11 protein-coding genes are annotated in these 13,340 nt (G+C 35.8%); 10 read left to right on the top strand and 1 reads right to left on the bottom strand.

Annotated elements, in window-relative coordinates; genetic code table 11:
- Positions 1 to 7: 7 nt before the first annotated feature.
- The 4 genes from argS (at position 8) to VB248_RS20840 (ending at position 5,405) form a co-directional block, all read left to right on the top strand.
- On the top strand, positions 8 to 1,783 hold the full coding sequence (gene argS, locus VB248_RS20855; RefSeq protein ID WP_323298772.1) for an arginine--tRNA ligase: 1,776 nt from the start codon (positions 8 to 10) through the stop codon (positions 1,781 to 1,783).
- A 186-nt stretch (positions 1,784 to 1,969) separates the two neighbouring features.
- Positions 1,970 to 2,551, top strand: coding sequence for a glutathione peroxidase (locus tag VB248_RS20850; protein ID WP_323298771.1), 582 nt, complete (start codon positions 1,970 to 1,972; stop codon positions 2,549 to 2,551).
- A 136-nt stretch (positions 2,552 to 2,687) separates the two neighbouring features.
- Complete coding sequence (locus tag VB248_RS20845; protein ID WP_323298770.1) at positions 2,688 to 3,671, top strand: 1,4-dihydroxy-2-naphthoate polyprenyltransferase; 984 nt, start codon at positions 2,688 to 2,690, stop codon at positions 3,669 to 3,671.
- Between the two features lie 402 nt (positions 3,672 to 4,073).
- Positions 4,074 to 5,405 (top strand): tetratricopeptide repeat protein, encoded by a 1,332-nt coding sequence (locus VB248_RS20840; protein ID WP_323298769.1) that lies wholly within the window; start codon positions 4,074 to 4,076, stop codon positions 5,403 to 5,405.
- A 145-nt stretch (positions 5,406 to 5,550) separates the two neighbouring features.
- On the opposite strand, the gene VB248_RS20835 is transcribed toward VB248_RS20840, so the two are convergent.
- The gene (locus tag VB248_RS20835; protein WP_323298768.1) at positions 5,551 to 6,534 is read right to left on the bottom strand and encodes a GlxA family transcriptional regulator; all 984 of its coding nucleotides are present in this window, start codon (positions 6,532 to 6,534) and stop codon (positions 5,551 to 5,553) included.
- A gap of 120 nt (positions 6,535 to 6,654) precedes the next feature.
- Here VB248_RS20835 and VB248_RS20830 point away from each other — a divergent pair, with 120 nt between their 5' ends.
- From VB248_RS20830 to VB248_RS20805, 6 genes are all read left to right on the top strand, one after another.
- Positions 6,655 to 7,083 (top strand): SRPBCC domain-containing protein, encoded by a 429-nt coding sequence (locus tag VB248_RS20830; protein ID WP_323298767.1) that lies wholly within the window; start codon positions 6,655 to 6,657, stop codon positions 7,081 to 7,083.
- Positions 7,084 to 7,093: 10 nt separating this feature from the next.
- Positions 7,094 to 7,936: a VOC family protein gene (locus VB248_RS20825; RefSeq protein WP_323298766.1), complete on the top strand. Its 843-nt coding sequence runs from the start codon at positions 7,094 to 7,096 to the stop codon at positions 7,934 to 7,936.
- A 117-nt stretch (positions 7,937 to 8,053) separates the two neighbouring features.
- Entirely contained in the window at positions 8,054 to 8,467 is a 414-nt protein-coding gene (locus VB248_RS20820) for a VOC family protein (protein WP_323298765.1), read from the top strand.
- Positions 8,468 to 8,479: 12 nt separating this feature from the next.
- The gene (locus VB248_RS20815; protein WP_323298764.1) at positions 8,480 to 8,848 is read left to right on the top strand and encodes a DoxX family protein; all 369 of its coding nucleotides are present in this window, start codon (positions 8,480 to 8,482) and stop codon (positions 8,846 to 8,848) included.
- On the top strand, positions 8,849 to 9,238 hold the full coding sequence (locus VB248_RS20810; protein WP_323298763.1) for an iron chaperone: 390 nt from the start codon (positions 8,849 to 8,851) through the stop codon (positions 9,236 to 9,238).
- A 611-nt stretch (positions 9,239 to 9,849) separates the two neighbouring features.
- Entirely contained in the window at positions 9,850 to 13,293 is a 3,444-nt protein-coding gene (locus tag VB248_RS20805; protein ID WP_323298762.1) for a PAS domain-containing sensor histidine kinase, read from the top strand.
- Positions 13,294 to 13,340: the final 47 nt, after the last annotated feature.

Below are 13,340 nucleotides of genomic sequence, written 5' to 3'. Positions count from 1 at the left end.
CAATTAAATGAATTTAGAAAAAATATTACAAGACCACATCGCAGCGGCTTTGAAAGCTGAATTTAATGTTGAAGAAACCAATATCGCTCTTCAACCCACTCGTAAAGATTTTGAAGGCTCATATACTTTTGTGGTTTTTCCATATATAAAGGCTTTGCGTAAATCGCCAGTCGAGTTGGGGAATGCGATTGGTAATTACTTGGTTGCCAATTCGGGTGTGGTAAGTGGCTTTAATGTTGTACAAGGATTTTTAAATATTTCTATCGACGATAAGGCTTGGATTGCTCTGTTCAATGCTATTTTGAAAGATAAAAAGTTTGGACAATTAGCTGATAAAAACGAAGTGGTAATGGTGGAGTACTCTTCGCCAAACACGAATAAACCTTTGCACTTAGGACATTTGCGTAATAATTTCTTGGGCTTTTCGGTGTCTCAGATTTTAGCGGCAAATGGTTATGAAGTAGTAAAAGCCAATTTGGTAAACGACCGTGGAATCCATATTTGTAAGTCGATGTTGGCCTATCAAAAATTTGGCAATGGTGAAACGCCAGAGTCGTCAGGATTGAAAGGTGACCACTTGGTTGGGAAATATTACGTAGAATTCGACAAGCATTATAAAGTAGAAATTGAAGCTTTGAAAGCCACAGGTTTGTCGGAAGATGATGCCAAAAAACAAGCTCCACTTTTGGTTGAAGCTCAAGAAATGTTGTTGAAATGGGAAGAAGGCGATGCTGAAACTTTGGCACTTTGGAACAAAATGAACGATTGGGTTTTTGCTGGTTTCAACCAAACTTACCAAAAAATGGGCGTAAGTTTTGATAAAATCTATCGTGAATCGAATACTTATTTATTGGGTAAAAAATCAGTTGAAGAAGGTTTAAAATCTGGTGTTTTCTTTCAAAAAGAAGATACTTCGGTTTGGATTGATTTAACTGATGAGGGACTTGACCAAAAATTGGTACTTCGTAAAGACGGTACTTCGGTATATATTACCCAAGATATTGGTACGGCAGATTTGAAATACAACGATTTTAAAATGTCTAAATCGGTGTATGTGGTTGGAAATGAGCAGGATTACCACTTTGAAGTATTGTTCAAAATTCTGAAAAAATTGGGTCGTCCATACGCAGACGGTACTTATCACTTGAGTTACGGAATGGTTGATTTACCTTCTGGAAAAATGAAATCTCGTGAAGGAACAGTTGTTGATGCAGATGATTTAATGCAAGAAATGACCGATACGGCTCGTGAACGTACTTTGGAATTAGGTAAAATCGACGGTTTCTCAAAAGAAGAAGCAGAAGAATTGTATCATACTTTGGCGATGGGAGCTTTGAAATACTTCTTGTTAAAAGTTGACCCTAAGAAAAGAATGTTGTTCAATCCAGAAGAATCTATTGATTTTCAAGGAAATACTGGGCCATTTATTCAATATACCCATGCTCGTATTTGTTCGATTCTGAGAAAAGCACACGAACAAGGAATTATAGGAAATGCTACAAATTATACTAACTTGCAAGAGTCTGAACGTGAAGTAATTTATTTATTAAGTGAATATCCTCAGCGAGTAGCCGACGCAGGTCGTGAACTGTCGCCATCATTAATTGCTCAGTATGCTTATGATTTAGCAAAGGCTTATAATCGTTTTTATAATGAAGTAAGTATTTTCAATGAGAGCAATTTGGATGCACAGCAATTCAGAATTATATTTTCAAGTGCGGTTGGGGAAACAATTAAGAAGGCAATGGCGTTATTAGGAATAAGTGTTCCGAGTAGAATGTAATAAGTAATCTGGCAATGCTTTTGGCTGTAAGCCGTATGCGATAAGCAAGATGGCTATTGGATTTTCTAAAACGAACATTTTTTTAGCTGAATGCTTATAGCCTAAAGCAAATAAATTTTGCCAGCTTTCTTCTAATTTATGAAAAAGAAACTCATTATATCTTTCATTTTAACCTTCATAGCAATTATGTTACTCAATCTATTGAAAATTAGTACTTTATTAGGAGCTTTGGCTTTGCCATTTACTCAGAATGACCATTTAACTCGCCCTGAAACAATGGAAACTCCAGCGAAACAAAGCCTTTACGATTTCAAAATGAAATCATTGGATGGCAAAACAGTAGATTTGTCGGTGTACAAAGGCAAAAAAGTAATTATTTTGAACACGGCTTCAAAATGTGGATTTACGCCACAGTATGCAGATTGGGAGAAATTTTATGCCGCTAACAAAGACAAAGTAGTTGTGTTGGGCTTCCCTGCGAATGAATTTGGTGGACAAGAACCGGGTTCAGATACAGAAATTTCAACTTTCTGCAAGAAAAACTATGGTGTATCTTTCCCAATGTTTTCAAAAGTAGTAGTAAAAGGAGAAGGGAAATGTCCTTTATACCAATGGCTTACTACAAAATCTTTGAACGGTTGGAACGACCAAGAACCAACTTGGAATTTCTGTAAATACGTAATCAACGAAAAAGGAGAGCTTACTCACTTCTTTGCTTCAAAAGTAAAACCTGATAGCCCAGAGTTTTTAGAAGCTATTAAGTTGTAATAGATTTTAAAGAAAACCTCACCCACAACCCCTCTCATTCAGAGAGGGGAGCTTTCAGACCCAGAGTTTACACCCCTTCTTTGAAGGAGAAGGGGTCGGGGGATGAGGTTCTTTTCTTAACAATACTTATATCCTTATGAAACACTGGATTTCCGCTGCCAGACCCCGTACTTTACCTCTTGCTCTTTCCAGTATTTTAATGGGAAGTTTTTTAGCCGCTGGTGCAAATGCTTTTTCTTGGACTACTTTCACTTTAGCGATACTCACTACTATTTTCTTGCAAGTGCTTTCCAACTTTGCCAACGATTATGGCGATACTGTCAGTGGCGTTGATACCGTTGAAAGAACAGTTGCCACTCGTGCCGTGCAGACTGGGGCAATCACTCGTGAACAAATGACAAGAGCCATCATCATTATGTCTGTCTTGTCTTTTATTTCGGGTTCTTTATTGATTTATGAAGGACTAAAAGATACTTCTACACAAGCCATTATTACTTTCTTTGGTTTAGGAATCCTTGCTATCATTGCGTCTATTACTTATACCGTGGGGAAAAGACCTTACGGCTACATGGGTTTAGGCGATATTTCGGTATTAATTTTCTTTGGTTGGGTTGGTGTGTTGGGTACTTATTATTTATTTACCCATGAATTTGTGTGGTTGAATGTGCTACCCGCTACTTCTTGCGGACTGTTTGCCGTTGGAGTTTTGAATATCAATAACATTCGTGATATTGAATCAGATACTAAAACTGGGAAAAACTCTATTCCTGTACGCCTGGGAAAAGACAAAGCGGTGATTTATCACTGGTTTTTATTGGGAACGGGTTTTTTATGTACTGTCATTTATGAAACGATTATTACTTTAAAAGAACAGTCAAATTTTAATATTAATGTAAGTTATACCAATACTGACCTTCACCTCAAGGTTGGTACTGGAGACCAGAATTTTAATTTGCTTTGGCTGAACTGGCTTTTTATAGTAACAATTCCTATGCTAATAAGAATTTGCAAAGGAGTTTATAGAGGAAAAACGCCTGCACAAATTGACCCTTTCTTGAAAGTAATGGCACTTACGACTTTACTTTTTGTGGTTACTTTTGGTATCGGACAAATATTTTAAGAAAAAATAAACACTCATGAATTTACAGTCAACCTGATAAAAATTGTAGAAATAATTCACGAATTGAATGATATTTTTGAGAAGAATCTCTTGGTAATGACACAATTGCCAAGAGATTTTTTTTGTTATTTTTTGACTCATCTCCATACACTTCGATAATGTGCATTTAGCTCAACAAATTTTTTTATTCATCATTAAGGTATTATTTTCTGAGCTTTATTATGGATTTAATATTTTGATGAACTACAATAATCAGCAATAAGCGTAAAAAATGAATAAAATTTGTAATATTGCTATTGAAAACTCCTCGAACACCGAAAATTGAGGATTAAAAAGTTTTTATAGGCTATTTTTGCATTAAACACTAATCATTTATTTAAAAATCTGAATTCCGTTCTTAGTATGAAAAAGAGTTTCCTGCTTTTCGTATTGGCATTTTTGCTAATCAATCAATTGAGTTATTCACAAAGTCAGACTTTCCAAGAATTAATGGATTTGGGAGTTACGCAGAGCCGCTTGGGAAATCACGCCGTTGCACAGACTTATTTTTCACAAGCTATTGCTTTAAAGCCAGATGACGCTGTTGCCTATTACGACCGTGGAATTACGAAGGCAAATTTGCGTGATAACCGTGGTGCAATTAATGATTTTGACAGAGCTATTGAATTGAACCCAAAATATGCTGAAGCTTATAGCGGAAGAGGACAAAGTAAAGCTCGCCAAAATGACCATAGAAGTGCTTTGCAAGATTATAACAGAAGTATTGATTTGAACCCTGCTGATGCCAATACGTATTTTATTCGTGGTTTGAGTAAATTCAAATTGGAAAATTATAGAGGTGCTTTGTCGGACTACAACAAAACTTTAGATTTAACGCCTGACAATGTTCAAGGGCTTACTTCTCGTGGGTTAGTAAAACAAAAATTAGAAGATTATAAAGGAAGTTTAGAAGATTTCACAAAGGCGATTGAGATAAGTCCCAAGAGAGCTTCTGCTTATTCTGGTAGAGGATTCAGTAAAATGAAAATGGGGGATTTCAAAGGTGCAATTGTTGATTATGGAAAGGCTTTAGAACTTACGCCAGAAGACCCAGAATCTTTATATCAAAGAGGTTACTGTAAATGTCAGTTAGAGGATTTCCAAGGTGCTTTGGTTGACTTTGACATGGCTTTGGCACAAGAACCAGAAAATGTTGGAGCATACTATGGTCGTGGTTTTGCAAAAAGTAGATTGGGCAATTTGAAAGGTTCTATCGAAGATTTTACAAAAGCAATTTCGATTGGTAATGAAGACAATACTAAAATTGTTTATAGTGGAGCTATCACTAAACCGATTTTAGATGAACTTCGCAATAATGTTCAAGAGCGTTTGAAAATGGCAGAAATCTCTACGCAACGCTCAGAAGTATTTTATAACAGAGGTTTAGCGAAGGCTCGCTCAGGCGATAACAAAGCAGCGATTGAAGATTATAACAAAGCAATTGCTTTGAATCCATTGTATTATGAGGCGTATTTTACAAGAGGAATGGTAAAATCACAATTGGGAGACCAAAGAGGAGCGATTCAAGATTGTACAAATGCCATTACTTTGAATCCAAGATTCTCGGAAGCTTATTATGTACGTGGTATTATTCGTCACGCTTTAGGTGATACTGAGGGCTGTAATGATTTGAGTAAAGCAGGCGAATTGGGCTACACGCCAGCCTATGCGGTTATTCGTGATTATTGTAATTAAGATTTTAGGACTTTAGGATTTGTGGACTTTAGGACTTTAAGACTTTAAGATTTGTTGACTTTATGATTTTTTTATTTTAGTACTTTGAATCTTAAAGTCTCAAAATCCTAAAATCCTTTAGTCCTAAAGTCTTCAAGTCCTAAAGTCACATAATTCCATAATCAACTTTATTATACTTATTCTTATACTCAATCGGGCTGAGGCCTGTTATTTTTTTGAAGGTTGACCTAAACGCTTTTGTGTCGGTATAGCCAACATCAAACATTACTTCATTAATATTTTTTCTGCTACTCTCAATACTTCTTTTAGCAGCTTCAATTTTTACTCTTTGAATGTATTCTAATACCGAATTGTTGGTAGCCAATTTGAATCTACGCTCGAAGCTCCTTCTCCCCAAAGCTACTCTTTCGGCTAAATCTTCAACCGTAAATTTTTCTTCAACATTATTTTCAATATACTCTTGAGCTTTTTTGATAGCCTCGTCTTGATGCTCCTTTTGTCCTTTAAACATTGCAAACGAAGATTGACTGGTGCGGTCGATGTCGATGGCAAAGAATTTAGAAGTAAGAATAGCCATTTCTCTATCAGCGTATTTTTCAATTAAGTACAAAACTAAATTCCAACAAGAGTTTGCTCCGCCGCTTGAATAAATGCCGTCTTCGTCAGTTACAATTTTACCATCTTGTAAAATTACTTCTGGAAACATAGCCCTAAAATCATCATTGAACCCCCAGTGTGTCGAACATTTTTTACCATTTACCAAACCCGTAGCCGCCAATAAAAAAGCACCCACACAAAGCGAAGCCACTTCTGCACCTTTTTGATGTTGAGCAATAATCCACTGAATAGAGTTTTGATTTGCCGAAATAGTTGCCCGAAAATCACCTGCCGTTGGCGGAATAATAATCAAGTCAGTGTCGGAAACTTCATGAATAAGTAAGTCTGGTGAAACCATAAATGGGCCATCAATCAACTGCATTTGTCTTTGTTGACCTACCAATTTTACTTCAAAAAGCTTTTCCCTACCCGAACCGATAAGGAACTGATTCACAGTTTCAAACATAAACCGTGTTATGGCTACCACATGGATAGTCGAATGTTCTGGAATTAATATCGCCACTTTTTTCATAGTACAAATATAGAAAAATACTTTGTCGTAAACTGCCCTGTATTTGTCGTTTTTATAACGCTATTCCTGCCAAGCTTTTGTGCAAATTTGTATTCGTAAAATGACTCAAAAAATGCTAAAATGATGGAAAGTACAGATAAAATCTTTATCACAGTGGCGGTTAAGGTAGAAGCCAGCCTCGAAAAAGTATGGAAATGCTTCAATACGCCCGAGCATATTGTTAATTGGTGTTTTGCTTCGGACGATTGGCACGCACCAGCCGCTGAAAATGATTTTAGAGAAGGTGGCAAAAGTACAACTACAATGGCTGCTAAAGACGGAAGTTTCTCTTTTGATTTTAGTTGGATTTATACCAAAATCAAAGATTTAGAAGCATTAGCATACACACTCGAAGACGGAAGAACAGTATCGGTAAGTTTCCAACAAACAGAAGAAGGTGTGTTACTGACCGAAATATTTGAACCAGAAAGTGAAAATTCTTTAGAATTACAAAAAGCTGGCTGGCAGGCAATTTTGGATAATTTCAAAAAATACGTTGAACAAAACTAAACTTTCGCTAATGCACTCAAATTCAATTACTTTTTGTTTGTGGTTCGACGGACAAGCCAAAGAAGCCGCTACTTTTTACAGTTCAGTTTTTGAAAAAAGTAAAATCAAGGTTGAAAACCAGATGGTGGTTAATTTTGAATTGAACGGAACAAAATTTATGGGACTCAATGGCGGTCCCATGTATAAAATCAATCCGTCTATCTCATTTTTTGTGAATTGTCCCACAATCGAAGAAGTAGATACTATTTGGGATAAGCTTTTAGTAGGAGGAAAAGTATTGATGGCCATAGATAAATATCCTTGGAGTGAAAGATACGGCTGGCTACAAGATAGATTTGGTTTGACTTGGCAAATTAGCATTGCTACCGACGGCGGCAGTCAGCAAAAAATAAGACCCTCTTTTTTATTTACCAATCATCAATTTGGAAGAGCAGAGGAGGCGATTAATTTTTATACTTCTATTTTCAAAGATTCAAACACAGATTTACTTTATCATTATCCAGAAAGTGAAGAACATTCGGGGAAAGTATTGTATGCCGAATTTCAGTTGAATCAACAACCATTTATTGCTATGGATGGGCCGGGTGTACATGACTATTCTTTCAACGAAGCTATTTCGCTGGTCGTTAGTTGTGATACTCAAGCTGAAATTGATGAGTATTGGGAAAAACTTATCAGTGATGGTGGACAAGAAGGTATGTGTGGCTGGCTGAGAGACCGTTTTGGAGTATCATGGCAGGTAGTTCCTTCGATATTAGGGAAATTGATGAGTAATCCTGATACAGCAGGAAGAGTAATGCGAGTACTGATGAAAATGAAAAAGTTTGATATTGATACTTTATTAAATGCCTAAGTAGTTGAATTTTTCTATTAACTTGTTTTAAGTATCTTGTTTTTAGATTTTTATGTTTTTGGAATAAAGTTTAATATTATTTATTTCAAAATTTCACATCTTCAAATTGATTTCAAAATGCCCAAAGTAACAGCCTATTTAAACTTTAGTGGCAACTGCCGAGAAGCAATGAGCTTTTACCAACAATGCTTGGGCGGAGAGCTTTCTGTAAGACTATTGGGCGAACAAACAGAGGCAAATCAAATGCCTACACAAATGAAAAATTTAGTTTTACACGCCACACTCATCAATCAGAACTTGGTAATTATGGGTTCGGATATGCTCGGAGACGAAGGCTTAGTAAAAGGTAATGCTGTTTCGCTGATGTTGCATTGTGATAATCAGGAAGAAATGAAGGAATTTTATCAGAAACTATCTTTTGAAGGAAAGCAAATTCAACCGCTTACACAAAGTACTTTCGGAGAGTGGTTCGGCGATTTAATAGATAAATACAATAATCAGTGGCTTTTATATTATCATCAGTTAACATAAACTCTAATTATTATGAAAAGTACAAAAATTACATTCTGGGTTTCAACCACCCTCATTTTCCTTTTTGAAGGCGTAATGCCCGCCCTGACTGGTCATACTGAAATGGCAAAAGAAGGCATCAGACATTTGGGCTATCCCGAATACTTTGGGTTAGCACTCGTTATTTGTAAAGTAACAGGTACGTTGGCTTTGATGATTCCACAAGTTCCGAAAAGAATAAAAGAGTGGGCTTATGCTGGTTTTGTTTTTGATTTTGTTTTTGCAGGGCTAAGTCATTGGGTGGTAGATGGCTTCAATGCTTCATTAGCTCTTCCAGTAGTAGTTTTGATTGTATTGATGATTTCGTACTTTAGTTATCATAAATTAAATGCTGAGTCCTAAATGATGAAATCGTATCAAAGTATTGATGAATATATTGCTGATTTTCCAGCACATATACAAATACTGCTGACGCAAATGCGTACAACCATTCAAGAGGCTTCGCCAGAAGCTACTGAAAAAATTAGCTATGCCATGCCCACCTTTGATTTGGGTGGAAACTTGGTGCATTTTGCGGCTTTCAAAAATCATATTGGCTTTTATCCTTCGTCGTCGGGAATTGCGGCTTTTCAAGATGAAATCGCAGGATTCAAAAGTTCGAAAGGAGCAGTACAATTTCCCATTGGGGAAGCCTTGCCTTTAGACTTAGTTAAGAAAATTGTGGTATTCAGAACTCAGGAAAATCTGATGAAAATGGCTTCTAAAAAAACGAAAAAACAAAATAAAGAATGAAACCTTTACCTAAGGATGACAGAAATTTCTATCGAAATATTTAAAACTAATATTCAGAATCAGAAGACATCAAAAACAGTAATGGATTTTCTGAGAAATACTTTTCCTCACCTTTCTATCAATATTGACCTTAATGATTGTGATAAAATTTTACGTGTCGAGGGTAGGTGTGTTCCAACTCAGCGTATAATTGAAGAACTTTTTCAATTGGGTTTTCAGTGTGAATGGATGGAATAAATGATTCTCTCGAATAATAATAATGCGGATTTATGCTCAAATACAATAGAGTGTAAATCCGCATTATGTTTTTATCAAAAGCGGTAAAAAAAATCTGCTTAATTGATAGAATAAACCTTTAAGTATTGTTTTTATAAGGAGTCATTTCAAAATAATCGCCTTAATTTGCCACTATTGCCCCTAATTTTAGGGGTTTTTGCTATGAAAATTCCATTTTACTCTACAAAATTTAATAAACCGAAATATTTGTATTAATTTTTCGTGTCTTTAGCTCAATAAAAACCAATCCAACTATGAAAAATATCCATTCTTATTCATCCATAAGATACTAAAAGTCTATTCTACTAAATAATCCAATTTTAAAAATCAATGATATGATAAAGAATATCTTCAAGGTATTTCCTTCTCCGAGCATATTATTAGCGGTAGGGGATGAATGTGTTGTTGTGGATGTAAACAATGCCTTTCTTGAAATAGCTCCATTTTCAAAAGAATCAGTACTTGGTAAAAATATACTTGAAGTTTTTGAGGGTAAATCCATAAAAACGCAAGCCCATTTTTTACTGAAACAGTCGCTCGAAGTAGTTATTCAAACAGGTAATACAGATAAAGTAGAAGCCCAAATTTTTGAGATTTGGGATGAATCTTCACAAATTTTTCAGCATCAATATTGGGAAATTGAACACATTCCTCTTCTGAATGATGAAGGAAATGTGAGCCATATTCTTCTGTCAATTGTAGATGTAAGTGAGAAAATTGCCTTAAAAAATGAACTTGTAGCTTTAAAAAACCAATTTTCTGAAAACCAAGAATTACTCAGAAAAGCAGAGAAAATCGCAAAATTTGGTACTTGGGAATTTGATGTACACACGCAAAATGTGAAATGGTCGGACGGTGTTTATCGAATCTGCGGGTATGAACCTCAGTCTTTTGAAGTTGATTTCGATAAAGGCATGAGTGTACTTCACCCCGACGATAGAGAAAAGGCGTTGAAGTATGTGCTTCGGACGATAGAAACCGGACAAGAGTATAGAATAGAAAAAAGATTTTTTTTGGATGATGGGACGATAAAACACATCGTTTCAAGAGCAGATTTGATGAGAGATGAGGCTGGAAATCCTGTGAAGGTTTTTGGGGTTTATCAAGACGTAACCTATGAAAAAGAGCAACAAATCGCCTTAGAAAAAACAAAAGAAGGATTGAATAAAATTATGGATTCTTCTTTGGATGTTATTTGTGCGATTGACGCAGAAGGACGTTTTGTAAAAGTAAGTGCGGCGTCTTTGAAAATTTGGGGTTACCAGCCAGATGAATTGTTGGGCAAAGCGTTTATGAGCCTTGTTTACCAAGAAGACTTTGATGTTACTTCTCAAGCTTCAGTGGCTGTAATGGGAGGATTGGAAACCACTAATTTTGAGAATAGAAATATTAGAAAAGATGGTCGAATTATCAATATGCTGTGGTCGGCAAAGTGGGACAGCACCGAACAAATCATGTATTGCTTCGCCAGAGATATTACAGAAAAGAAAGCGATTGAATTAGAATCACTCAGAACAGCAAGGCAATACAAAAGGCTATTTGAACATAACCCATCAGTAATGTTTATTTGGGAATTTAGTACTCGTAAAATAGTTGATTGTAATGTAGAAGCCCTTTCGTTGTATGGATATACTCGTGAAGAATTTTTATCATTAACAATTTTAGATATAAGACCACCAGAAGAAATCCCATTAATTTATGATGTAACCAAGAACGAAGAAGCTTATGGACAGATTAATAAAAGATTGTGGACACATAAAAAGAAAGATGGGGAACTCATTAAAGTAGAAATAGTAGCTCATTTAATGTATTATAATGGGCGGAGAGTATCCTTAGCTCAAATTTTTGATGTTACCGAACGTGAGGCAGTATTAAAAGAATTAAAAGATAGTGAAGAAAAACTACGAGTAGCGACAAATATTGCCAAATTAGGATATTGGCGTGCAGAGATTGAATCGGATAAAATCTTCTGGTCAGACGAAATTTATGAAATTTGGGGCGTAAAAAAAGAAGAATTTGTATTGAGTTACGATAACTACTTAAATACGCTTTACTTCAAAGACAGACCAGATATTGAAGCAATACAAAGGGAATCCTTCCTAAAACGGGAAGATGTAAACTTGCAATTTCGGATTGTACGACCTGATGGTACTATCAGATGGGTGCATGAAATTGGAAAAATTATTAAAAATGAATACGGTGTTCCAACTGCTTTAGAAGGCACTATTCAAGATATTACAGAACAAAAAGAAAACCAATTTGCCCTTGAGGAAAGTAACGAAAGATATAAGTATGTTTCATTAGCCACTTCAGACGCCATTTGGGACTGGAACATCGAACAAGGTACACTCTACTGGGGCGAAGGTCATCAGCGAATTTTCGGGCATACAAATTATGAGCTTGCGATTGCCCTTAATACTTGGCGTAATCATATCCATGCGGATGATAAAGCGAGAGTGATAAAAAGCATTTATGATACTATTGATAGCCAAAGCAATAATTGGTCGGCAGAATACCGTTACAGACGAGCTGATGGTACTTATGCTTATGTAATTGACAGAGGATTTGTCATTCGTGATGAAAACGGAAAAGCACACCGAATGGTAGGGGCAGTTCAAGATGTTACGGCACAGAAAGAGCGAGAGTTGCAATTGAAGTTGATGGAGTCCGTCATTGTAAATATGCAAGACGCAGTTGTGATTACTCAACCGTTATCGTCTAACGACCAACCACCCACTATCATGTATGTTAATGAGGCATTTACCAAAATGACAGGTTATTTGCCTTCCGAAATCATTGGGAATACTCCTATTCTTTTATATGGTGCTAACTCAGATGAAACTTTACTGGAACATGTGAAGGTTTCTATGAATAGAGAAGAAGCATGTGAAATGACCAACATTCTTTACAAAAAGAATGGAGAAGAATTTTGGGTGCATATAAACATCTGTCCTATTTTTGACGAAAAAAGAAACATTACACATTGGATTTCTATTCAACGAGATATTACAGAAATCAAGAAAGCCGAAGAAACTCAAAAACAACTTAAACAATTAGAGATTTCTTTAGAAAAAGAAAAAGAACTCAACAACCTAAAAACACGCTTTACAGCCCTTGCTTCACACGAATTCAGAACGCCAATTGCCTCTATCGTTAGCAGTATTGATATTTTGGATATTTACGTTGGCATGGTTGACAATGAAGCAATTAAAGATAAAATCAAGCAACAATTAGGCAAAATGATATTTCAGTCGAATCGACTTACTGAAATGTTGCGAGATATATTACTTCTTGAACGAAGTATGGCCCGAGTTGAAGAGTATCCATTAGAAACAGTTGATATTATTACGTTAATCAACGATATAAAAACTCAGTACTATTCCGACCGAAAAGATGGCAGAGAACTAAACCTTTTTTGCCCATCCGAACACAAAGTGGTATCAACTAATGTTTCATTTTTGAATCATATTGTCTGTAATTTGGTCAATAATGCTTTTAAGTATTCACCCAATGCCGAGAACCCATCGTTGTCATTGATTTTCAATCAAGACAATTACCAAATTGTTGTGCAAGACTTCGGTATCGGTATTCCAGAAGCCGACCAACAACATTTATTTGAATTATTTTTTAGAGCAAACAACGTGTTTTATATCGAAGGCACAGGCTTGGGTCTGACGATTACCAAAGAATTTACCAAAAAATTAGGCGGTACGATTTCCTTTGAGAGTAAAGAAGGAGTGGGAACAACGTTTACTTTACAGTTTCCTTATGGTGGGTAAATAAGGGTTTTGTCAACCATAAAAGTTGACAAAACATCAATGTTGTG

This window comes from Arcicella rigui, from assembly GCF_034929435.1.
Taxonomy (GTDB): Bacteria; Bacteroidota; Bacteroidia; order Cytophagales; family Spirosomataceae; genus Arcicella; species Arcicella rigui.
The sequence above is the reverse complement of the archived record's forward strand: the minus strand, read 5'-3'. Positions and strand labels throughout refer to the sequence as shown.